General features: G+C 68.9%; 22 protein-coding genes. 15 read left to right on the forward strand and 7 right to left on the reverse strand.

What is annotated here, in order from left to right:
* The first annotated feature begins 328 nt into the window (after window positions 1–328).
* The 7 genes from GD429_RS37185 (at window position 329) to GD429_RS37215 (ending at window position 7,832) form a co-directional block, all read left to right on the forward strand.
* Entirely contained in the window at window positions 329–1,015 is a 687-nt protein-coding gene (locus GD429_RS37185) for an orotate phosphoribosyltransferase (protein WP_034183954.1), read from the forward strand.
* 240 nt (window positions 1,016–1,255) lie between these two features.
* Entirely contained in the window at window positions 1,256–1,849 is a 594-nt protein-coding gene (locus GD429_RS37190; protein WP_152864816.1) for a YbhB/YbcL family Raf kinase inhibitor-like protein, read from the forward strand.
* 219 nt (window positions 1,850–2,068) lie between these two features.
* Window positions 2,069–2,641: a flavodoxin family protein gene (locus GD429_RS37195; RefSeq protein WP_152864818.1), complete on the forward strand. Its 573-nt coding sequence runs from the start codon at window positions 2,069–2,071 to the stop codon at window positions 2,639–2,641.
* Window positions 2,642–2,795: 154 nt separating this feature from the next.
* Window positions 2,796–3,746, forward strand: a complete 951-nt coding sequence (gene argC, locus GD429_RS37200) for an N-acetyl-gamma-glutamyl-phosphate reductase (RefSeq protein WP_152864820.1) — start codon at window positions 2,796–2,798, stop codon at window positions 3,744–3,746.
* A 430-nt stretch (window positions 3,747–4,176) separates the two neighbouring features.
* Entirely contained in the window at window positions 4,177–5,598 is a 1,422-nt protein-coding gene (locus GD429_RS37205) for a DUF2957 domain-containing protein (protein WP_152864822.1), read from the forward strand.
* Between the two features lie 140 nt (window positions 5,599–5,738).
* Entirely contained in the window at window positions 5,739–6,980 is a 1,242-nt protein-coding gene (locus GD429_RS37210) for a DUF2957 domain-containing protein (protein ID WP_152864824.1), read from the forward strand.
* A gap of 18 nt (window positions 6,981–6,998) precedes the next feature.
* Window positions 6,999–7,832, forward strand: coding sequence for an OmpW/AlkL family protein (locus tag GD429_RS37215; protein WP_034183948.1), 834 nt, complete (start codon window positions 6,999–7,001; stop codon window positions 7,830–7,832).
* Between the two features lie 184 nt (window positions 7,833–8,016).
* Here the strand turns inward: GD429_RS37215 and GD429_RS37220 are convergent, their stop codons facing one another.
* Complete coding sequence (locus tag GD429_RS37220) at window positions 8,017–8,946, reverse strand: LysR family transcriptional regulator (protein ID WP_152864826.1); 930 nt, start codon at window positions 8,944–8,946, stop codon at window positions 8,017–8,019.
* A 97-nt stretch (window positions 8,947–9,043) separates the two neighbouring features.
* On the opposite strand from GD429_RS37220, the gene GD429_RS37225 reads away from it, so the two are divergent.
* Entirely contained in the window at window positions 9,044–10,327 is a 1,284-nt protein-coding gene (locus GD429_RS37225) for an MFS transporter (RefSeq protein WP_152864828.1), read from the forward strand.
* Window positions 10,328–10,412: 85 nt separating this feature from the next.
* Here GD429_RS37225 and GD429_RS37230 read toward each other — a convergent pair whose 3' ends face one another.
* Window positions 10,413–11,054, reverse strand: a complete 642-nt coding sequence (locus GD429_RS37230) for a LysE family translocator (protein ID WP_152864830.1) — start codon at window positions 11,052–11,054, stop codon at window positions 10,413–10,415.
* 79 nt (window positions 11,055–11,133) lie between these two features.
* Entirely contained in the window at window positions 11,134–12,210 is a 1,077-nt protein-coding gene (locus tag GD429_RS37235; protein ID WP_265334715.1) for an NAD(P)-dependent oxidoreductase, read from the reverse strand.
* On the opposite strand from GD429_RS37235, the gene GD429_RS37240 reads away from it, so the two are divergent.
* The gene (locus GD429_RS37240; RefSeq protein ID WP_152864834.1) at window positions 12,100–12,858 is read left to right on the forward strand and encodes a Mut7-C RNAse domain-containing protein; all 759 of its coding nucleotides are present in this window, start codon (window positions 12,100–12,102) and stop codon (window positions 12,856–12,858) included. The two genes, GD429_RS37235 and GD429_RS37240, sit on opposite strands and share 111 nt — an antisense overlap.
* A gap of 77 nt (window positions 12,859–12,935) precedes the next feature.
* Here GD429_RS37240 and GD429_RS37245 read toward each other — a convergent pair whose 3' ends face one another.
* A complete protein-coding gene (locus GD429_RS37245) occupies window positions 12,936–13,172 on the reverse strand; it encodes a hypothetical protein (protein ID WP_152864836.1) in 237 nt (78 codons plus the stop codon).
* 402 nt (window positions 13,173–13,574) lie between these two features.
* On the opposite strand from GD429_RS37245, the gene GD429_RS37250 reads away from it, so the two are divergent.
* Genes GD429_RS37250 through GD429_RS37265 form a run of 4 tightly spaced genes read left to right on the forward strand, consistent with a single transcriptional unit; the run spans window position 13,575 to window position 17,837 of the window.
* The gene (locus GD429_RS37250) at window positions 13,575–14,780 is read left to right on the forward strand and encodes an efflux RND transporter periplasmic adaptor subunit (protein ID WP_152864838.1); all 1,206 of its coding nucleotides are present in this window, start codon (window positions 13,575–13,577) and stop codon (window positions 14,778–14,780) included.
* A 7-nt stretch (window positions 14,781–14,787) separates the two neighbouring features.
* On the forward strand, window positions 14,788–15,486 hold the full coding sequence (locus GD429_RS37255; protein WP_321575115.1) for an ABC transporter ATP-binding protein: 699 nt from the start codon (window positions 14,788–14,790) through the stop codon (window positions 15,484–15,486).
* A 21-nt stretch (window positions 15,487–15,507) separates the two neighbouring features.
* Window positions 15,508–16,662, forward strand: a complete 1,155-nt coding sequence (locus GD429_RS37260; RefSeq protein WP_152864840.1) for an ABC transporter permease — start codon at window positions 15,508–15,510, stop codon at window positions 16,660–16,662.
* Window positions 16,663–16,670: 8 nt separating this feature from the next.
* Complete coding sequence (locus GD429_RS37265; protein ID WP_152864842.1) at window positions 16,671–17,837, forward strand: ABC transporter permease; 1,167 nt, start codon at window positions 16,671–16,673, stop codon at window positions 17,835–17,837.
* Window positions 17,838–17,850: 13 nt separating this feature from the next.
* On the opposite strand, the gene GD429_RS37270 is transcribed toward GD429_RS37265, so the two are convergent.
* The 3 genes from GD429_RS37270 to GD429_RS37280 all read right to left on the reverse strand — a co-directional run bounded on the left by GD429_RS37270 (window position 17,851) and on the right by GD429_RS37280 (window position 20,141).
* Window positions 17,851–19,182 (reverse strand): carotenoid oxygenase family protein, encoded by a 1,332-nt coding sequence (locus GD429_RS37270; protein WP_152864844.1) that lies wholly within the window; start codon window positions 19,180–19,182, stop codon window positions 17,851–17,853.
* A gap of 16 nt (window positions 19,183–19,198) precedes the next feature.
* Window positions 19,199–19,825, reverse strand: coding sequence for a DUF2239 family protein (locus tag GD429_RS37275; protein ID WP_152864847.1), 627 nt, complete (start codon window positions 19,823–19,825; stop codon window positions 19,199–19,201).
* Window positions 19,826–19,892: 67 nt separating this feature from the next.
* Window positions 19,893–20,141, reverse strand: a complete 249-nt coding sequence (locus GD429_RS37280) for a hypothetical protein (RefSeq protein ID WP_152864848.1) — start codon at window positions 20,139–20,141, stop codon at window positions 19,893–19,895.
* Here GD429_RS37280 and GD429_RS37285 point away from each other — a divergent pair.
* Both GD429_RS37285 and GD429_RS37290 read left to right on the forward strand, forming a co-directional pair.
* On the forward strand, window positions 20,140–21,480 hold the full coding sequence (locus GD429_RS37285) for an MFS transporter (protein ID WP_152864850.1): 1,341 nt from the start codon (window positions 20,140–20,142) through the stop codon (window positions 21,478–21,480). The two genes, GD429_RS37280 and GD429_RS37285, sit on opposite strands and share 2 nt — an antisense overlap.
* A gap of 62 nt (window positions 21,481–21,542) precedes the next feature.
* Entirely contained in the window at window positions 21,543–22,946 is a 1,404-nt protein-coding gene (locus tag GD429_RS37290; RefSeq protein ID WP_152864852.1) for an enolase C-terminal domain-like protein, read from the forward strand.
* Window positions 22,947–22,955 lie beyond the last annotated feature (9 nt).

The following is a 22,955-nucleotide window of genomic DNA, read 5'->3' on the forward strand; positions in this document are numbered from 1 at the left end:
TGGCGGGTGGCAAGAGGAAAGTACAAAGTACTGAACGATTTCTAAGGGTCGCCTAGTGTACACCCCGCGCATGACACATGTTGGTGCAGCGCCGCATCCCCGGCATCGGCATGCAGGCGGTCGGTCCCCGTTTGTTTCGCCGGTGGTGAGCGCCACTGCGAACCTGCGCGAATTCCGCCGAAAACCGGCCTGAATCGGGTAAAATAGCGGGCTACGCGCGCAGCGATGCGATTGGCCCACCGATCGCGCCCCCGCCCCCTGGGCAGGTTCCCCTTGCTGCGCCACCGGGCCCCGCGCCCGCTCCTCGCTCAACACCCAAGGAATGCCCATGACAGGCTACGATCGTCAGTCGATCTCGGATACGACCGCCAAAATCCTGCTCGAAGTGCAGGCGGTGCACTTCAACGCCGAAAAACCGTTCATCTTCACGTCCGGCTGGGCAAGCCCCGTCTATATCGACTGCCGCAAGCTGATCTCGTATCCGCGCGTGCGCCGTGCACTGATGGAAATGGCGGAAACGACGATCACGCGCGACATCGGCTTCGAGCAGATCGACGCGGTGGCGGGCGGCGAGACGGCCGGCATCCCGTTCGCGGCATGGATCGCGGACCGGATGATGGTGCCGATGCAGTACGTGCGCAAGAAGCCGAAGGGTTTCGGCCGCAACGCGCAGATCGAGGGCCATTTGGAAGAAGGCTCGCGCGTGCTGCTGGTGGAAGACCTGACGACCGACAGCCGCAGCAAGATCAACTTCGTCAACGCGCTGCGCACCGCGGGCGCGACGGTGAATCACTGCTTCGTACTGTTCCACTATGACATCTTCAAGGAAAGCGTGTCGGTCCTGAAGGACATCGACGTCGACCTGCACGCGCTGGCGACGTGGTGGGACGTGCTGCGCGTCGCGAAGGCATCGGGCTACTTCGAGACGAAGACGCTCGACGAAGTCGAGAAGTTCCTGCACGCGCCGGCCGAGTGGTCGGCCGCGCACGGCGGCGCGACGGGCGCCCAGGAGTGACGCCGCGCCGGCATGCATGCCGGCACCCTGGCTGAAAAAGCCGCCTGCTTCATTGCAGGCGGTTTTTTTTCGTCCGTCGCTTCACGCAATGACCGATCTCAATCGCCGGCCCCGGTGTGCGTCGCTCATCGAACCCTAATGCTAGACTTGATCCATCGCCGCCATCAGCTACGCGGGCAACGCACAACGCCAACAACGCCGGGAGCATCGGTCCGGCCCACGTGACGGGAGAAGCGCCATATGCGTGTGGATCGCCGGATCACTCCGCCTGCGCCATCGGGTCGCCCGTCTCCGTTCCTCGCCGTCCTCCTTTGCAGCGCCGTCTTCGCGGCGCTGCCCGCCCATGCGGAAGTCCCGTTCACCGTGTCGAGCGACGACCTGACGCCCGGCGGGCGCGTCCGCGCCGCGAACGTGTTCGACCGCGGCGACTGCAAGGGCGCGAACCGTTCGCCGCAACTCGCGTGGCACAACCCGCCGCCCGGCACGCGCAGCTACGCGGTCACGATCTTCGATCCCGACGCGCCCGGGCGCGGCTGGTGGCACTGGGCGGTGGCGGGCATCCCGGCCACGGTCACGAGCCTGCCCGCCGACGCGAGCGCATCCGGCTTCCTGCGGCGCATCGGCGCGATCGAGGCGCGCAACGACTTCGGGATTGACGGCTACGGCGGCCCGTGCCCGCCGCCCGGCAAACCGCACCGCTACGTGATCACCGTCTACGCGCTGAAGGGCAGCGACCTGCGCATCGCGCAGGGCCGCCCCGCGCCGATGTTCGAGCACGAGATCGGCACGCTCGCGATCGGCAGCGCGCAATTCACGGTCAACTACGGACAGTGACCGCGGCAACGGGCGCCACGCGCCGCCATGCCGCGATTGCCGGCCGCCGCGAATTTCGGTGCATCGCATGCGCGCGTTTTCCCGTCATTTCGGCTTGCTAGACTCGTCGTCACCGGTCGCGGCATCACTCGCCGCGCATCCGTCGCGCCGCCCGCCGGCGACGCGTGACGCGGCAGGCCGCTGCGGCCGCCGTTCCCGTCCCTTTCCGGAGAACGCTTCATGTCGAACATCGTCATCGTCTATCACAGCGGCTACGGTCACACGCAGAAACTGGCCGAGGCCGTTCACGCGGGCGCTCAGGAAGCCGGCGCGACCGTACGCCTGATCGCCGTCGGCGACCTCGACGACGCGGGCTGGGCCGCCCTCGACGCGGCCGACGCGATCGTCTTCGGCGCGCCGACCTACATGGGCGGCCCGTCGGCACAGTTCAAGCAGTTTGCCGACGCGACGTCGAAAGCGTGGTTCACGCAGAAGTGGAAGGACAAGATCGCCGCGGGCTTCACGAACTCCGCGACGATGAACGGCGACAAGTTCTCGACGATTCAATATTTCGTCACGCTGTCGATGCAGCATGGGATGGTATGGGTCGGCACGAGCCTGATGCCGGCCAACTCGAAGGCGGCCACGCGCAACGACATCAACTACCTCGGCGGCTCCACGGGCCTGCTCGCGCAGTCGCCGGCGGATGCAACGCCCGACGAAGGCCCGCTGCCGGGCGACCTCGAGACCGGGAAGGTATTTGGCCGGCGCATCGCCGAAGCGACGGCCCGCTGGGTTGCCGGCAGCCGCTGAGCCCGCCCCGGCGCCCGTGCCGTCAGGCATCAAAGGGACACAAGGCGGCCCGCCGGCCGTCTTTTTTTCGCCCCGCGCGGTGCAGGCGCGCCGGATGACGTCTTAAAATGGCGGTCTCCGGGCGCGGGCCCCCGTTTCATCCAGTGAGAGCGAAATGAGCACCAAAGTTTTTGTCGACGGCCAGGAAGGCACGACCGGCCTCAAGATCTTCGAATACCTGTCGGCACGCAACGACATCGAGATCCTGCGCATCGATGAAGCGAAGCGCAAGGACGTCGACGAGCGCCGCCGCCTGATCAACGCGTCGGACGTCACGTTCCTGTGCCTGCCGGACGTCGCGTCGCGCGAATCGGCATCGCTCGTCGAGAACCCGAACACGACGCTGATCGACGCGAGCACCGCGTTCCGCACGAGCGCCGACTGGGCCTACGGCCTGCCCGAACTGGCCCGCGCGCAGCGCGAGAAGATTCGCACGTCGAAGCGTATCGCAGTGCCGGGCTGCCACGCATCGGCCTTCGTGCTCGCGATGCGCCCGCTCGTCGATGCGGGCATCGTCGCGCCGACGTTCGCCGCGCACAGCTACTCGATCACCGGCTACAGCGGCGGCGGCAAGTCGATGATCGCCGACTACGAGAACGCGGCGCCGGGCGGCAAGCTCGCGAGCCCGCGCCCGTATGCGCTCGGCCTCGCGCACAAGCACCTGCCGGAAATGGCCGCGCACACGGGCCTCGCGAACCCGCCGATCTTCACGCCGATCGTCGGCCCGTTCCTGAAGGGTCTCGCGGTGACGACCTACTTCACGCCCGAACAGCTTGCGAAGCGCGCGACGCCGCAGGACGTGCAGCGCGTGTTCGCCGAGTACTACGCGGACGAAGCGTTCGTGCGCGTCGCGCCGTTCGACGCGGACGCGAACCTCGACAGCGGCTTCTTCGACGTGCAGGCGAACAACGACACGAACCGCGTCGACCTGTTCGTGTTCGGCAACGAAGAGCGCTTCGTCACGGTCGCGCGCCTCGACAACCTCGGCAAGGGTGCGTCGGGCGCCGCGATCCAGTGCATGAACCTCAACATCGGTGCGGCCGAGGATGCAGGCCTCACGCGCTGATCATCCTCTCTTGCGATGCAAAGCCGGCCGCTGGCCGGCTTTTTATTTACCCGTATCACGCAATAAATAAAATCCCGTTCGCGCATTTACAAATATTTACAAGCTTTCCATTGCGCGATTACCAGCGGATTAACTCCCCCCTTGTTTCTCCAGTCAATCCCGAATAGGGATAAACCGGATACCGCCGCTTTAAACGCTGCCGTCGTGCGCGGGAAGGCTCTTCGACAGCCTTCCGCGCGTGGCACATCCCCCACTCCGGCAGCTTTTGCCAGCCCCTTGCGCGTTTTAATTCTTACTGAATGCCGTGTCGTACAAGGATTCAAAACACGACATCCGTTTCAATCGCCTTTTTTAGACGAGTTCATCAATTGACAGCAAAAATCAAGGCAGCGACATTAGCTCGCACAATTAAACGATTGGAGACAGCGGCATGTCGCACGCCTTATCGAAGGGGGTGGCAACGGCCTTTGCCATTGCCCCTTTCCTGGTTGCATGTGGTGGGGGGGATTCCGGCGGCGCGCTCGCGCCGATCAATGCACCCCAATGTTCCGGATCGAGCTGCGGCACGCAAGGGCCGCCGCCGTCACAGCCCGTCAACGGTTCGCTGTGTCCGGCCAACGCCGACATCGTGAAGAGCACGTATCTCGGCGGTGCCGGTAGCGGCGAGATCGTCAGCGTCAACATCGACGCGGTCGCGATGACGTACACGCTCAAGTGGCTCGAATCGCCGATTCCGCTGAAGACGGGCACCGTCACGCCCAGCCGCGTCGGCACGACGATCACCGGCAAGGTCATCCACCCGCCGACCGGCACGCTGCCGACCGCCGAGCAGACGCGCTGCGCGTTCGTCCTCACGCCGGGCACGGGCCCCGCGCCGGACGGCTCGACCTATTCGACGGCCGCCGACTTCAACCCGGCGAACCCGCCGATGCTGCTGGTCGGCATGGGCGTCGCGGGCGGCGGCATTCCGGGCGCGACGGTGCAGTACGACGGGCTGACGATCATCCCTGGCCTCGTGCAGAACGTCGGCCAGGTGCCGAACCGCCACTTCGATTTCTATCCGTTCCTCGGCTTCGCGAACACGACGACCGACCTGTCGAAGCTGCCGGGCACGTACAACGCGCTGATCTACCACCTCGTGCCGTCGAGCAACTACGCGACGAAGGGATCGAACTCGAGCGAGACGTTCGATGCGAACGGCGCGTGCACGTCGACGAATGCGTCGGGGTGCGAAACGACCGGCGATCCGTGGAAGACGAGCGCGAACGGCGGCTACTTCGACAGCACGAAGGCACCGCAGATCCTGCCGCAGACGCAACTGCCGATCATCGGCGCGACCGGCAAGTCGGCGACCGCGCACATGGTGATCGGCCAGCTCAACGGCGCGACGGTGCCGGTGATCGTGCGCACGGGCAACGTGAACCTCGGCACGCCGCCGCTGCACACCGACGCGCAGGTCGACGACGAATCGGGCATCGCGGTGCTCGGCGCGGCGACGGCGATCACGTCGGGCGCGATCGACGGCGGCTACGCGGGTGCGGACTCGAACTTCAAGTACACGGCTGCGCTGATCCGCGGCAGCAACGCGTCGTTCATCAACCCGACCACGCAGGCCGAGGAAGAAGGCTTCACGCTCGACTACGGCCAGGCAACGCCGGGCCTGCTGAACGCGAAGACGACGCCGCCGAGCGGCGCGGCCTACCCGTCCGCTTCGGGCGTGGTGATCGCGACGGGCGGGCTGTACGCGGCACTCGTGCAAGGCACGGTGAACGGCGGCGTCACGTCGACGTCGGCGAACTCGACGACTTCGTCGACACCGTACTTCGGCGTGGGCGCGCAGATCAGCAAGTAGCGATCGAGGACGCGGCGGCGGCATACCCGCCGCCGCGCGACGGACGAAGCGCGCGGCACCGCGCACGCAGGACGAGCACAAGCAACAGAAGCGGCCGACAGGGAGCTGGCCGCCACACAAGACAAATCTGGAGGAGCAACATGAAGCGCAACCTCATTCTGGCGGCGGCCCTTGCCGCCCCCCTTCTTTCCGCCTGCGGCGGCGGCAGCGACAACCCGCCCCCGCTCGTCGAGGATCGGCTCTGTCCTGCGTCGCTCGACTACAGCACCGTGTTTACGGGCGGCGCGGGCAGCGGCGAACTCGCCAAGGTCCAGCTCGACACGACCAAGATGACCTGGCAGGTCACGTACGTCGAATCGGCGGTTCCGCAAACGACCGGCACCGTCGTGCCCACCCGCGCGGGCACCGTCGACAGCGGCACGCTCACGCAGGAAACGCTGCTGCCGACCAACAAGCTGAACCAGTGCGCGTTCCGCCTGAACGGCGCGAGCCTCGACTCGACGCGCCCGGCGCGGATCTTCGTCGGCTTCGGCGTCGCCGGCGGCACGATTCCCGGCAAGGAAATCCAGTTCGGCGGCGTGCTCGGCCAGGCCGCGGTGCCCGATACGAAATTCCCGTACTACCCGTTCATCGGCTTCTCGTCGATCGAGACCAACATCGCGAACGTCGCGGGCACGTACAGCCATGTCGGCTTCGGCGAAGTGCCGTCGCAGAACTTCGCGCCTGCGTCGATCGACGCGAAGGTGACGATCAACGCGGACGGCTCGTGGACCAAGTGCGACACGACCGGCCAGTTCGCCGGCGGCGCGTGCACGCAGCAGGGCACGAACTTCGTGCAGTCCGCGGACGGCAGCGGCGCGTTCCAGTCGAACAACTACAGCAGCCAGTTGAAGCCGACGCTGTCGGCGACGCCGCAGGGCAAGGGCTTCATGATCGTCGGCAAGCTGCGCAACCAGCTCGTGCCGATCCTCGTGCGCACGGGCGTCGCGAACCCGAACCCGACGCCGGACCGCAACGGCGTGCCGGGCCTCACCGCCGACGACGAATCGAGCATCTCGATCCTCGCGCCGCAGACGGCGGTCGCGGCCGGCTCGCAGAACGGCGAATACATCGGCGTAGACAGCGAGTTCAACTACCGGACCACCGCGCTGATCAACACCCAGGCGACGCTGCTCGATCCGTTCCAGCCGTCGCAGGCCTCGCTCACGAGAGTGCTCGACCTCGACTACACGCAGAAGGTGCCGGGCACGGTCACGACGATCCACACGGGTTCGGGCAGCACGTCGCCGACCGGCAAGTTCATCTTCTCGGGTGGCGTGTTCGGTTTCCTCGATAACGCGGGATCGACGCCGTATTTCACGATCGGCGCGTTCGTCCAGTAAGCGGAGGGGAATGCCGTGATGAAGAAAACCCTTCTCTGCGCGGCGGCCGGCGCCGCCGCACTGGCGCCGCTCGCGGCGCACGCGCAGAGCGCCGGCAGCAACGTCGTCACGCTGGGCTGGTTCCACGTGATGCCGCAGCAGAGCAGCACGCCGATGACGACCAACGTCGCGCCGACGCCGATCAACACGCCGCTGCGGCTGCCGCCGTCGTTCACGTCGCCGGGCACCGGGTTGCGCACCAGCGGCGCCGACACCGTCGGCCTGACGATCAGCCACTTCCTGACCGACCACATCGCGGTCACGTCGGTGGCGGGCGTGCCGCCGGTGTTCAAGGTGTCGGGCCAGGGCACGATCAAGCCGCCGGGACCTGCCGGCGCGCTCGGCACGCAGAACATCGGGCTCGCGTCGGTCAACCCGATCGTGAAGAGCGTGCGGCAGTGGAGCCCGGCCGTGCTGCTGCAGTACTACTTCGGGCAGGCGACCGCGAAGTTCCGGCCGTTCCTCGGCCTCGGCGTGTCGTACAACTGGTTCAGCGACCTGCAGCTCAACACGAACTTCATCAAGCAGACGCAGGACAACCTCGGCGCGATTCTCGCGGCGGGCGCGGGCAAGCCGGGTACGACATCGGTGGAGGCGAAGGCTTCGTCGTCATGGCAGCCGGTGTTCAACGCGGGCCTGCAGTACAACATGACCGAGCATTTCGGGCTGATCGCGTCGGTGACGTACATCCCGCTGAAGACGACGTCGACGGTGACAATCAAGGCGGCCGACGGTTCGGTGCTGGCCGAGTCGAAATCGGACCTGAAGGCCGACCCGATCATCAGCTACGTCGGGATGACGTACAAGTTCTGAGCCCGGCGACGGACGACGAACCGAAAGCCGCGGCAAAATCCCAGGCAAAAAAAAGCCCGCCTAAGAGGCGGGCTGAATCCATATCAGAGGAGACATGGAGGAGACAGGTGCAACTATAGCGAATCGGTTTCCGCAATGCAACATTTCCGTAGAGAAAATAAGGATTTTCCCTCGAATGCCAGTTCTAAATCGCTTCACCGGCTTCTGACCCCTTCCTGATCTCCCCGTCCAGCACCTCGGCCAGCGCGTCGCGCAGCAGCGCGACGGGCCGCACCAGCCGGCCCGGCAGCGCGCCGTGCACGATCCACACGTTGATCCGCGTCTCCAGCCCCGCCGTTTCCACCACCCTCAGCGCATCGCGATGCGCGCTGCGCGCCAGCGCGTTCGGCGGCGCAATCCCGATGCCGGCGCCGCGCGCGACGAGCGACAGTTGCAGCTCCGAGCCGAACGCCTCGACCGCGACGTCGAACGGCAGCCCGGCCGCGCCGAGCGCGCGGCTCAGCGCCGAACGCATTCCGCAGCCGTCCTGGCTCAACACCCACGGAAAACCCGACAGCGTGTCGAGCGACAGCGGACCGTCCGGCAGCGGGAAGTCGCGCGCGGCGACGAGCACCGTCGGCTGCGTGGCGAGCAGCGTCGCGGTGAACGCGTCGGGCAGCACCGCGCTCGCCGGCACCATCACGGCCGCGACATCGAGCGTGCCGCGCTCGATGCCCTGTATCAGCGCCGGCGACCAGCCGGCCGTCACGCGCAGCGTGAGGCGCGGGAATGCGTCGCGCAGCCGGTCGATCGGCCGCTCGAGCGCCAGCTCGGACAGGAACGGCGGGACGCCGATGCGCAGCTCGCCCGACGGCTCGCTGTCCGGCGCGCCCGCCGCCATCAGCTCGTCGACCGCGCCCAGCACGTTGCGCGCGAGCGCGTAGACGTCGCGCCCGGCGGCGGTCGGCTTCAGCGGCTTGCTTTGCCGTTCGAGCAGCGGCATGCCGAGCAGCGTTTCGAGATTCTGCACGCGCCGCGTCAGGCCCGGCTGCGTCAGATGGAGCTTCGCGGCAGCGGCGACCATCGACCCACTGTCGACCACCGCGACGAACGCCAGGAGATCACGCGTATTCAAAACAAACTCGCATAATCATGTTATACATATTTCAATTGTCGCATAAACATCGGCCGCCTACGATGGGAATTCCTTCGACCCACCCCCCAGGCTTCCGATGAACTGCCCTGCCGACTCCTGTCCCGCCGCCGTTCGCACGCCCGTCGACGCGCCGCCCGCGCTGAGCGCGGGCATGACGCTGTTCTTCGCCGCAACGGTCGGCGTGATCGTGATGGACCTGTTCGCCGCGCAACCGCTGACAGGCCCGATCAGCGCCGACCTACACCTGCCGGCGGGCCTCGCCGGCCTCGTCGCGATGCTGCCGCAGCTCGGCTACGCGGCCGGGCTCGTGTTGCTCGTGCCGCTGGTCGACCTGCTCGAAAACCGCCGTTTGATCGCCGCGACGCTCGTCGCGTGCGCGGCTGCGCTCGCGCTGCCCGCGTTCACGCGGTCGGGCGCCGTGTTCCTGCTGGCGACGCTCGCGGCCGGCGCCGCGTCGAGCGTGATCCAGATGCTCGTGCCGATGGCCGCGTCGATGGCGCCCGAAGCGCAGCGCGGCCGCGCGGTCGGCAACGTGATGAGCGGGCTGATGCTCGGCATCCTGCTGTCGCGGCCGCTCGCGAGCCTGATCGCGGGTTCGGCCGGCTGGCGCGCGTTCTACGCGCTGGCCGCGCTCGCGAACGCGGCCAGCGCCGTCGTGCTCGCGCTGCGCCTGCCGTCGCGCACGCCGTCGATCACGGCCGGCTACCGCGCGCTGCTCGCGTCGATGGGGCGCCTGCTCGCCGATGAACCGGTACTGCGCCGGCATGCGCTGTCGGCCGCGCTCGCGATGGCCGCGTTCAGCGCATTCTGGACCGCCGTCGGGCTGCGGCTCGCGCAGCCGCCGTTCGGGCTCGACCTGCACGGGATCGCGCTGTTCGCGTTCGCCGGCGCCAGCGGCGCGATCGTCACGCCGCTCGCCGGCCGCGCCGGCGACCGCGGCCACGGCCCGGTCGCACAGCGGATCGCGCACGGCACGATGCTCGCGGCGCTCGTCGTGCTCGGCATCGCGGGCGCCGGCTGGTTCGGCTTCGACGCGCACGCGCATCGCAGCCTCGCGCTGGCGCTGCTCGCCGGCGGCGCGGCGCTGCTCGATGCGGGTGTCATCGTCGACCAGACGATCGGCCGCCGCGAGATCAACCTGCTGAATCCGGCCGCGCGCGGGCGCCTGAACGGACTGTTCGTCGGACTGTTCTTCGTCGGCGGAGCGCTCGGCGCGGCGCTCGCGGGCAGCGCGTGGGCATGGGGCGGATGGGATGCCGTGTGCGGCATCGGGTTCGCGTTCGCCGGTGCGGCGGCCGCGTTCGGCCTCTCGGCCGGGCGTGGGGCCAGCGCGACGGCGTTGACTCGCCCGCGTGCATGAGCGGATGTGAAGCGGACGCGAAAAGACGAACGCCCCGCCCCCTTGCGAGGGACGGGGCGTTCGGTACGCCTGAGTCAGTCCGGAATCAGTGACGGACCAGCGCCATCATCGCACCGAAGCCGACGAACAGCCCGCCCGTCAGCCGGTTGAAGATCTTCGCGACACTCTGGCTCTTCAGCGTCGCGCCGATGCGCGTGCCGAACGACGCGTAGACGAGATACCAGCTCACCTCGATCACCGCGAACGTGACGACGAGGATGCCGAACTGCGGCAGCGTCGGCTCGGCCGCGTTGATGAACTGCGGCAGCAGCGCGGCCGCGAACAGGATCGCCTTCGGGTTGCTGCCGGCGACCAGGAAGCCGTTGCGGAACAGCACCCAGCGCGACGCCGGTGCAGCCTGGCGCGGCACGGTTTCGACGTCGGCGGCCGACGGCGCTTCGTCGACGCGCGCGCGCCATGCCTTCACGCCGAGATAGATCAGGTAGGCCGCGCCCGCGAAGCGCAGCGCGTTGAACATCGCCGGCCACGCTTCGAGAAACACGCCGAGGCCCGCCGCCGACACCGACAGCATCAGCACCAGCGCGCTCAGGCAGCCGGCCATCGTCGCCGACGAGCGCCGCAGCCCGTGCCGCGCGCCGTGCGTCATCACGAGCAGCATGTTCGGGCCCGGAATCGCCGACACGACGAACACCGTCGCCACGAAAAGCCACCACGTATGCAAGTTCATACCCGCCTCTGCGTGAAAGAAAAAAGAAAGACGAAGCGTCGATTATGCCGCGCGCGCCACGCTTCTGTCGCGCCCGGGGTCAGCGTCCCGCGCGGCGCAGCGCGACTTCGCCGAGCACCGCGAAATCCTGCTCGCCGCCGCCGTGCGCGAGCGCATCGAGCAGGCTGTCGCGCACGACGCTCGCCACCGGCAGCGGCACCGACGTGGCGTCGCCGGCCTCCAGCGCGAGCCGGACGTCCTTCAGCCCGAGGCGCGCCTTGAAGCGCGCGGGCTCGTAACGCCGCTCGGCGATCATCGAACCGTAGCCTTCGTAGACGGGCCCCGGAAACACGCTGCTCGTGATCACGTCGAGGAAGTCGCGCATCGCGACGCCGTGCGCACCCAGCAGCGCGGACGCCTCGCCGAGCGTCTCGATCGTCGACGCGAGCGTGAAGTTCGCCGCGATCTTCGCGATGTTCGCGTGCTGCGGCAGCGAACCGAACCGCCAGGTCTTCTGGCCGATCGCGTCGAACAGCGGCTGCACGCGGTCGATCGCCTCGGCCGGGCCGCCCGCCATGATCGTCAGGCGCGCGGCGGCCGCGACGTCGGGCCGCCCCATCACCGGCGCGGCGACGTAGTCGATGCCGCGCGACGCGTGCGCATGCGCGAGCGATTCGGCGAGCGCGACCGACACCGTCGCCATGTTCACGTGGATCAGGCCGCGCGGCGCCTGCGCGAGCAGTGCGTCGTCGAACACGGCGCGCGCGGCCGCGTCGTCGCCGAGCATCGAGAACACGGCATCGCCGCGAAATGCGTCGGCCGGCGTGTCGACGATCTGCGCGCCGAATGCCGCGAGCGGCTCGGCACGCTCGCGCGACCGGTTCCAGACCCGCACCGTGTGCCCCGCCTTCAGCAGGTTCGTCGCAATCGCCTGCCCCATTTCGCCCAGCCCGATAAACCCGAGATCCATTGCCCGCTCCTTCGCTCCGTGAAGCCGCGAGTTAAACACAGATGCCGGCCGTCTGCAGCGCCTGCCGCCGGCCGCGCGCGGTGCGATACTGCACGGATGGCGACCGCGACCTTCCGCTTCCACGGCGAACTGAACGCCTTTCTTCCGCGCGCGCAGCGCGACCGCGCGTTCGGGCACGCGTGCGCGTGCGATGCGACGGTGAAGCATGCGATCGAGGCGCTTGGCATCCCGCATACCGAAATCGGCCGGCTCCGCGTGAACGACGCGCCGGCCGCGCTCGACCGGCCGCTCGACGACGGCGACCGTGTCGAAGCCTTTCCGGAGCGCGCGCAGCGGGCTGCGAACCGGGCAACCGCGCCGCAACCGGAGCAATGGCGCTTCGTCGCCGACGCGCATCTCGGCGGCCTCGCGCAACTGCTGCGCCTTGCGGGCTTCGACACCTGCTACGACAACCACTACCGCGACGACGAGCTCGCCGCGCTCGCGGGCCGCGAGGGCCGGATCGTGCTGACCCGCGACCGCGAGCTGCTCAAGCGGCGCGCGGTCGCGCGCGGCTGCTACCTGCACGCGGTGCTGCCGGGCGACCAGCTACGCGAACTGTTCGAACGGCTCGATCTCGCGCCGCACATGCGGCCGTTCCGGCTGTGCCTGCGCTGCAATGCGCCGCTGCATCCGCTCGACGCGGAGGCCGCCGCGCCGCACGTGCCGGACGGCGTCCGGCAGCGGCACCGGCGCTTTGCCGCGTGCGACGTGTGCCGGCGCGTGTTCTGGGAAGGCTCGCACTGGCGGCGCATGCGTTCGGTGGTCGACGCAATGCGCGCGCCCGCGCCTCTGTCCGGCCCCGGCGACGCCTGAAAAAACAAAACCCCGCATGCCGGAGCATGCGGGGTTTTTCGACAGGTGGCCGGCAGTGCCGGCCCCGGCCGAGGCGCTTAGTTTGCTGCGCCTGCGTCGTTCGTGCCGGCTGCCGAAGCGGCGGCGGCCTTTGCCTTGCCCTTGGCCGAACCGTGTTGCTTCAGCTGGTGCTTCGGCTTGCTGTGATCCTTCTTCATCGGTGCGGAAGCGGGTGCCATCGCGCCTGCCGGAGCCGACGCCGCCTCCTGTGCGAATGCCGAAACCGATGCGAGTGCGAATGCTGCGGTCATGATCGAAGCGAGCGTCTTCTTCATTGTTCTTCCTTTAGCGGAGAAAAAATCAAACGTACCGGTAAGAGATGCGAGGCATTCGCATCGGAACGCCAGTCGCGCCGGGGGTTCCGGTCGCCGCCGGGCGGCCGGCTTGCGCCGTTTCGCCGCGACAAAGACTGACGTACTGGCTCCATAACGCGCCGCCTTCGCGGCAAGTTGACACGCAGCTTGCGCCTCGCGGGTTTTCCCCGACGACGCTGGTTTCCGACCGCCCCGGCATGCGTATCCGGCATCGCGCGGCCCGCCCGCCGGCAGCCGCAGCGGCCCGGCAAACCGGCTCTCGCGCGCTGCCCCGCGACGCTATACTGGGCGTCCATCCGTCCCTTTCCCCGGAAACCGGATCGCGGCCGGTCGCCAGACCGCCGCCGTCTCGAGGCGCTCAAATTGCCCGATCACAATCTGGACAAACTGAAAATCGACCGGCGTCCGATCGCACCGGCGCCACGCCGGCGCCGGTGGGTCCGCTATGCGGTCGCCGCCGCGATCGCCATCGTCGCGATCGTCGCCGGCGTCGCGCTCACCGGCCGGTCGACGGTCGAAACGACGTCCGTCACGTCCGCCTACCCGTACCAGAACGACGCCCAACTCAATGCGACCGGCTACGTCGTGCCGCAGCGCAAGGCCGCGGTCGCGTCGAAGGGCCAGGGGCGCGTCGAATGGCTCGGCGTGCTCGAGGGCACGCGTGTGAAGAAGGACGAGATCATCGCGCGCCTCGAAAGCCGCGACGTCGAGGCGTCGCGGGCACAGGCGCTCGCGCAGGCGAAGGTCGCCCGCGCGAACCTCGGCGTGCAGCAGGCCGAGCTGAAGGACGCCGAAATCGCGTTGCGCCGCACCGCGGCGCTCGCGCCGAAGGGCGCCGTGCCGGCCGCGCAGCTCGACATCGACACGGCCCGCGTGAACAAGGCGCGCGCGTCGCTCAGCAGCGGCGAGGCCGCGATCGCGTCCGCCGACGCCAACGCGCAGGCCGCGCAGGTCGCCGTCGACCAGACGGTGATCCGCGCGCCGTTCGACGGCATCGTGCTCGCCAAGCATGCGAACGTCGGCGACAACATCACGCCGTTCTCGTCCGCGTCGGACAGCAAGGGCGCGGTCGTGACGATCGCCGACATGGACACGCTCGAGGTCGAGGCCGACGTCGCCGAGTCGAACATCGCGAAGATCCGCGCCGAGCAGCCGTGCGAGATCCAGCTCGACGCGCTGCCCGACCTGCGCTTCGCGGGCCGCGTGTCGCGCATCGTGCCGACCGTCGACCGCTCGAAGGCCACCGTGCTCGTGAAGGTGCGTTTCGTCGACCGCGACGACCGCGTGCTGCCCGACATGAGCGCGAAGATCGCGTTCCTGTCGAAGCCCGTGTCGGCGCAGGACCGGCAGCCCGTGACGGCCGTGCAGGCGAGCGCCGTCGTCGAGCGCGACGGACGGCCGGTCGTGTTCGTCGTGAAGGACGACACCGTGCGCGCAGCGGCCGTGACCACCGGCATGCGAATCGGCGAGCTGGTCGCGATCCGCGGCGTGAAACCCGGCGATACGGTCGTGCTCGCGCCGGACGCGAAACTGAAGGACGGTGCGAAAGTGACCGTCGCGAAGAAGTAGCGCCAGCGTGAACGACACGCCGCCGCCCCTCGTCGAGCTCAGCCACGTCGCGAAGTCGTACCGGCGCGGCAACCAGATCGTGCCCGTGCTGACCGACATCACGCTCGACATCGGCGAAGGCGACTTCGTCGCGCTGATGGGGCCGTCGGGCTCCGGCAAGAGCACGCTGCTGAACCTGGTGGCCGGCATCGACCGGCCCGACAGCGGCGAGTTGCGCGTGGGCGGCCTCGACATCTCGCAGCTCGCGGAAGCGCAGCTGGCCGAATGGCGCGCGGCGAACGTCGGCTTCATCTTCCAGTTCTACAACCTGATGCCCGTGCTCACCGCGTTCGAGAACGTCGAGTTGCCGCTGATGCTCACGCACCTGTCGCGCCGCGAGCGGCGCGAGCGCGTCGAGCTCGTGCTCGACATGGTGAGCCTCGGCGACCGGACGACCCATTACCCGTCCGAGCTGTCGGGCGGCCAGCAGCAGCGTGTCGCGATCGCGCGTGCGCTGATCACCGATCCCGTGCTGATCGTCGCCGACGAGCCGACCGGCGACCTCGACCGCGCGTCGGCCACCGACGTGCTCGCGATGCTGCAGCGGATGAACGCCGAGCTCGGCAAGACGATCATCATGGTGACCCACGACGCGCACGCGGCCGGCGCCGCGCGCTCGCTCGTGCATCTGGAAAAAGGGGAGCTGATCGATGGGCACGCCGGCTGACCGGCTGCGGGAGCGCGCGCGATGTACGTGCTGAAGCTGATTGCACGCAACGCGCTGCGGCACCGGCTGCGCACGCTGCTGACCGTGCTCGGGCTCACGATCGCGGTGCTGGCGTTCGGGCTGCTGCACACGGTCGTCGACGCGTGGTACGCGGGCGCGGCCGCCGCGTCCAGCGGACGGCTCGTCACGCGCAATGCGATCTCGCTCGTGTTTCCGCTGCCGGTCAGCTACGAGAACCGGATACGCGGCATCGACGGCGTGACGGCCGTGGTCCGCTCGAACTGGTTCGGCGGCATCTACCGCGACCCGAAGAACTTCTTCGCGAGCTTCGCGGTGTCGGAGAACTATCTCGACCTGTATCCGGAATTCATCATCCCGGCGCAGCAGCACGCCGACTACAACCGCGACCGCCGCGGCTGCCTGGTCGGACGCCAGCTCGCGACGCAGTTCGGCTTCAAGGTCGGCGACGTGATCCCGCTGAAGGGCACGATCTATCCCGGCACGTGGGATTTCGTCGTGCGCGGGATCCTCGACGGCCGCGACGACTCGACGATCACGCGCCAGCTGGTGTTCCACTGGGACTACCTGAACGAGACGGTGCGGAAACGCACGCCTAAACAGGCCGACCAGGTCGGCGTATTCGTGCTCGGCGTCGCGAACCCCGACGACGGCGCGACGATCGCGCGCAACGTCGACGCCGTGTTCAAGAACTCGCTCGCCGAGACGCTGACCGAAACCGAGCAGGCGTTCCAGCTCGGCTTCGTCGCGATGTCGAACCAGATCATCGCGGCGATCCGCCTGGTGTCGTACGTGGTGATCCTGATCATCATGGCCGTGATGGCCAACGCGATGGCGATGAGCGCGCGCGAACGCACGGCCGAATACGCGACGCTGAAGGCGCTCGGCTTCGGCTCCGGTTTCCTCGCGCTGATCGTGTTCGGCGAATCGGTCGTGATCGCGGTGGCCGGCGGCGGGCTCGGGATCCTCGCGACGCCGCCCGCCGCGAGCCTGTTCAAGCAGGCGGCGGGCGGCATCTTCCCGGTGTTCAAGGTGTCGGCCGAGACGGTCGCGCTGCAGGCCGCGTGCTCGGTCGCGGTAGGCGTCGCGGCCGCGATCGTGCCGGCGTGGCAGGCGGCGCGCGTGCGCGTCGTCGAAGGCCTGCGGGCGATCGGGTAGGCACGCGCATGGCGATCCCGCTCACCTACATCGCGCGCAACCTGTGGACCAGGCGGCTCACCACCGCGCTCACCGCGGGCGGGATGGCGCTCGTGATCTTCGTGTTCGCGACGGTGCAGATGCTCGACGCGGGGCTCACGCAGACGCTCGTGTCGACCGGCGAACCCGACAACGCCGTGGTGATCCGCAAGGGCGCCGAAACCGAGATCCAGAGTTCGATCGACCACCAGCAGGCCAACGCGCTCGAGATGCACCCGGCCGTCGTGCTCGGCCCCGACGGCCGGCCGCTCGTGTCGAAGGAAGCCGTGGTGCTGATCTCGCTCGTGAAGACGTCGAGCGGCAAGCCGTCGAACGTCGTGATCCGCGGCGTGTCGCCGTCCGGCCTCACGCTGCGCCCGCACGTGAAGCTGGTGGCCGGCCGCATGTTCGCGCCCGGCTCGTCGGAAATCATCGTCGGCAGCGCGATCGCGAAAGGCTTCAGCGGCACGCAGCTCGGCGACAGCCTGCATTTCGCGCAGCGCGACTGGACCATCGTCGGCATCTTCGACGCGGGCGGCAGCGGCTTCGATTCGGAGATCTGGGGCGACGTCGACCAGCTGATGCAGTCGTTCCGGCGCACGAGCTACTCGTCGATGGTGCTGCGCATCCCGAGCGCCGACGGCTTCGCGCGCTTCAAGGCCGACATCGACGTCGACCCGCGGCTGACCGACGAGGCGAAGCGCGAGCAGACCTTCTACGGCGACCAGTCGAAGGCGCTGTCGAAGTTCATCAACATCCTCGGCATCACGCTGTCGACGATCTTCTCGATCGCCGCGATGATCGGCGCGATGATCACGATGTATGCGTCGGTCGCGAACCGCGTCGCCGAGATCGGCACGCTGCGCGCGCTCGGCTTCAAGCGCATGAGCGTGCTCGCCGCGTTCCTGCTGGAAGCGCTGCTGCTCGGCTTCGTCGGCGGCGTCGCGGGGCTCGCGTGCGCGTCGCTGATGCAGTTCGCGTCGTTCTCGACGACCAACTTCCAGACCTTCGCGGACCTGTCGTTCCGGTTCGTGCTGACGCCCGCGATCGTCGTGAAGACGCTGCTGTTCTCGCTCGTGATGGGGCTCGTCGGCGGATTCCTGCCGGCGATGCGCGCCGCGCGGCTGAAGATCGTCGACGCGCTGCGCGCGCAGTGACGCGCACGGCCGCTCAGCGCACGCGCGGCACCCACGCGCCGTGGAACCCGGCCGGCACGCGGCGCGGCAGGTGCACGGTCGCGACCGGCCCCGCATCGAGCGCGCGCGCATCGAGGATCACGACGTCGCTCGTATCCGTCGCCGCGCGGTAGACCATCACCAGCAGCCAGCCGTCGTCCTCGTCAGCGCCGCCCGGGCGCGGCACGAACACGGGCTCGCCGTTCTGGTCGCCGGCCGGCACCGCGTAGCGCGTCGTCGTGCCGCGCGCGTGGTCGAAGCGCATCACGCCACGCATTTCCACGGGGCTCGGCTGCTCGGCCGCATACAGGTAGCGATAGCGGCGCCCGGTGCGGCTTTCGTTGATGCGCGGCAGCTCGATGCCGCCGTCGGCGAGCGGCCCTTCGTCGATCAGCCCGTTCGCCGTATCGATCACGTAGCGCCACAGCTCGCCGACCGGGTTGTCGGCGAAGCGGCCCGTGCGCGTGTCGAGCCGCAGGTACCACGGATAACGCACCGCATCGAGCACGATGCACGATTCGTCGCAGTCGTACGCGTTCACGACGTGCTGGATGAAGCACGGCTCGATGCCGAACCAGCGCACGTCGCCGCCGTGGCGCGCGATCACGCCGATGCGCGCTGCGCGTTCGTCGTGCCAGCGCAGCGGCATCCGGTGGCCCTCTTTCAGCATCGAGAAGTCGTAGCCGACGTTCAGGTCGAGCAGCAGGCTGCGGGTTTCCGTGATCGCGAGATCGTGCATCATCGACGGCGCAGGCAGGTCGACGGCGATGTCGACGCGCTGCACGCCGTGCGCGTCGACGACGCCGTAGCGCAGCCACGGCGCGCGCCAGTCCGCACGAAACGCGATCAGCTCGCCCGTTTCCGGATCGACCTTCGGATGCGCGGTCATCCCGCCATCGAAGCCCGCATGCCGCTCCGACACGCCGCGCGAATCGAGCGCGGCGGTGATCGCGAACGGCGCGCCGCCCTCCGCCAGCGCGAGCAATTCGCCGGCGTGCTGCAGCACGTTCACGTTCGGATTGGTGTCGGGCAGATGCGGCGCCTGCGCGGGCGCATGCACGGCGGCCCAGCGGCGCGTGCGCGCCCAGCGGTTCCGATAGCCGGCCGCGCGGCCGCGTTCGAACGCGATCGCGTGCAGCATCGCGGCTTCCGGCCACCACGACAGCACGTCGTTCCCTTCGAAGCGGCCGCCCGGCGGATTCGGGCCGTTGCGCAGCAGCGTGCCGTCGAGTTCGCGCGGGATGGCGCCGGTCACGCGCAGGTCGACGAGATCGACCTCGTCGGCGACCGGCGCGATCGCGCCGCGGTTCAGATCGAATGTGGTCATCGCGTCGAGCGTTCCGTCAGCAGTCTTCGGCGGACGGCGGCAGGTCGCCGCGCGCCAGCGCGAGCGCATGGTCGCGCACGTCATCCGGCCAGCCGGCGATCAGCTCGGCCAGCCGCGCCGGGTCGTTCGCATACAGCGCCCGCGCGGCCTCCTCGAAACCGGGCAGGTCGCCCGCCATCGCCGACATGAAATGGTATGCGCGCGCCTGCGCGTCGCGGCGCCGGTCGGCCGCCGCATGCGTGCGTCGCGCGTCCTCGACGAGCTTGCGCAGCGCGACGGACGCGCCGCCCGGCTGCGCGCCGAGCCATTCCCAGTGACGCGGCAGCAGCGTGACCTCGCGCGACACGACGCCGAGCTTCGGCCGGCCGCGGCCGCGCTGTTCGCCCGCGCCGGCCGGCTCGCCGGCGGCACCGGACGCGTCGCCCGGCGGCGGCGCATAGCGCGCGCGGATATCGTCCGCCGTGCCGCGCAGGTCGAGGTCGATCGTGCGGCCCGTCGCGTCGTCGAAGATCAGGATCGCGCCGGACATTGCGTCGCCGGCAGCCTGCCGGACCGCGAGCGCGACCGTCGCGAGCGGGCCCGACGCGAGCCGCCGGTGGCCGTCGAAGGCCGTGTACGAAGGAAGAAGCGTGGAAGTTGTCATCGTGGTCGCCCGCGGGCAGGAATCGGAATGGCGTTATTTTTATCCGGGTATAAATTGGATGTCAATATCATCCGGGTAAAAATATGGCAGCGTACCGCTGTAGCGACACCCAGCCCATCGATTCAAATGCTGAATCGATCAAGTCAGCAATTGGCATGAAGGCGCAAATATCGACATGACAGAATGGCCCGGACGCCCTGCCTGCATCGGCGTCCGGCGCCCGGCCTCCGGCCGGCGGCACCTGCACCAATAACGCGCGCACCCGACGCGCCTGCCGCACGACGGCAACCTTCCGCCTTTCGGAGAAGACAGTCATGAATCCGCTTCAAGCACTGCCGGCGTCCGCATCGGCAACGGCCCGGCGCACGCGCGTGCGCTGGCTCGTGCTGGCCGTCCTGTTCGCGGTCACGACGATCAACTACGCGGATCGCGCGGCGATCGCGATCGCCGGACCGAGCCTCGCCCGCGAGCTGCACCTGAGCCACGTGCAGATCGGCTTCATCTTCTCCGCGTTCGGCTGGTCGTACGTGGTCGCGCAACTGCCGGGCGGCTGGCTGCTCGACCGCTACGGGTCACGCATCGTCTACGCGTTCAGCATCTTCTTCTGGTCGCTGTTCACGCTGCTGCAGGGCGCGATCGGCTTCTTCGGCGGCGCGGCCGCGTTCGCGCTGCTGTTCGGGCTGCGCTTCCTGGTCGGCGCGGCCGAGGCGCCGTCGTTTCCGGCCAACAGCCGGATCGTGTCCGCGTGGTTCCCGGCCGCCGAGCGCGGCACCGCGTCGGCGATCTTCAACGCCGCGCAGTACGCGGCGACCGTCGCGTTCGCGCCGCTGATGGGCTGGCTCGTGCACGCGTTCGGCTGGCAGTCGGTGTTCGCGGTGATGGGCGTGCTCGGGTTCGCGTTCGTCGCGGTGTGGAACCGCACGATGTACGACCCGAAGGACCACCCGAACATCAACCGCGCGGAACTCGACTACCTCGCCGAAGGCGGTGCGCTCGTCAACATCGACCAGGCGACGGGCGCGCACGGCGGCGGCCCGTCGATGCGTCACGTGAAAGCGCTGCTGAAAAGCCGGATGCTGATCGGCGTGTATGTCGCGCAGTACTGCATCAACGCGCTCACCTATTTCTTCATCACGTGGTTTCCCGTCTATCTCGTGCAGGCGCGCGGGATGTCGATCCTCAACGCGGGGCTCGTCGCGTCGATCCCGGCCGTGTGCGGGTTCCTCGGCGGGATTCTCGGCGGCGTCGTGTCCGACGCGCTACTCAAGCAGGGCCGCTCGCTGTCGGTCGCGCGCAAGGTGCCGATCGTGTTCGGCATGCTGCTGTCGATGTCGATGATCGTCTGCAACTACACCGATTCACACGTGCTCGTCGTGCTGTTCATGGCGCTGTCGTTCTTCGGCAAGGGGCTCGGCGCGCTCGGCTGGGCCGTCAACGCGGACACCGCGCCGCGCCAGATCGCGGGGCTGAGCGGCGCGCTGCTCAACACGTGCGGCAATCTGTCGAGCATCACGACGCCGATCGCGATCGGCTATATCGTCGACCGCAGCGGCTCGTTCAACGGCGCGCTCGTCTATGTCGTCGCGCACGCGCTCGTCGCCGTGATCTGCTACCTGTTCGTCGTCGGCGAGATCCGCCGCGTCGAGCTTCATTGAACGGCGCGGGCCGCGCCGGTGCGTCCGGCGGCCCGCGCGCCACCGGAACCAGGAGCGAACCGATGTCCGAATCACGCCGTGCCGGCACCCCGCGCGTCACGCGCATGCAGGTGATTCCCGTCGCCGGCCGCGACAGCATGCTGCTCAACCTGTGCGGCGCACACGCGCCCTACTTCACGCGCAACCTCGTGATCCTCGACGACAGCAGCGGGCACACCGGCGTCGGCGAGGTGCCGGGCGGCGAAGGGATCCGCCACGCGCTCGAGCGCATGACGGATCGCGTGGTCGGCCAGTCGATCGGGCGCTACCAGGCGACGCTCAACGCAGTGCGCGCGGCGCTGTCCGGCGCAGGCGCGGGTGCGGGTGCGGGCCGCACGATCCGGCACGAGGTGACGTCGGCCGGCGAAGCGGCCGTGCTGCGCCAGCCGCACGAGATCAACCTGCGGCTCGACAACGTGATCACCGCGATCGAGGCCGCGCTGCTCGACCTGCTCGGCCAGCATCTCGACGTGCCGGTCGCGGCGCTGCTCGGCGAAGGCCAGCAGCGCGACGCGGTGCCGATGCTCGCGTACCTGTTCTACATCGGCGACCGGCGCCGCACCGATCTGCCGTATCGCGACGAGACGCACGCATCGGACGCGTGGTTCCGGCTGCGCAACGAAGCCGCGCTCACGCCGGCCGCGATCGCGCGGCAGGCCGAGGCTGCGGTCGAGCGCTACGGCTTCGCCGACTTCAAGCTGAAGGGCGGCGTGATGGCCGGCGCCGACGAGATGGAAGCGATCGCGGCGATCAAGGCGCGTTTTCCGGACTCACGCACGACGCTCGACCCGAACGGCGCATGGTCGCTCGACGAGGCCGTCGCGCTGTGCCGCGGGCAAGGCCACCTGCTCGCGTACGCGGAGGATCCGTGCGGGCCGGAAGGCGGTTATTCGGGCCGCGAGGTGATGGCCGAATTCCGCCGCGCGACGGGTATTCCGACCGCGACCAACATGATCGCGACCGACTGGCGGCAGATGGATCACGCGGTGCGGCTGCAGGCGGTCGACATCCCGCTCGCCGATCCGCATTTCTGGACGATGCAGGGCTCGGTGCGGCTCGCGCAGTTGTGCCGCGACTGGGGGCTCACCTGGGGCTCGCACTCGAACAACCACTTCGACGTGTCGCTCGCGATGTTCACGCATGCGGCGGCGGCCGCGCCCGGCACGATCACCGCGATCGACACGCACTGGATCTGGCAGGAAGGCGACGCGCGGCTCACGCGCGAGCCGCTCGCGATCGTCGGCGGGAAGGTGGCCGTGCCGGAGCGGCCGGGGCTCGGGATCGAACTCGACATGGCGCAGGTCGAGGCCGCGCACACGCTGTACAACGAGGTGGGCGGCACCGCGCGCGACGACGCGGTCGCGATGCGCTATCTCGTGCCGGGGTGGACGTACGATCCGAAGCGGCCGAGTTTCGGGCGGGGGTGACCGGAGGGC

Source organism: Burkholderia sp. BE17, from assembly GCF_009362305.1.
GTDB lineage: Bacteria > Pseudomonadota > Gammaproteobacteria > Burkholderiales > Burkholderiaceae > Burkholderia > Burkholderia pyrrocinia_C.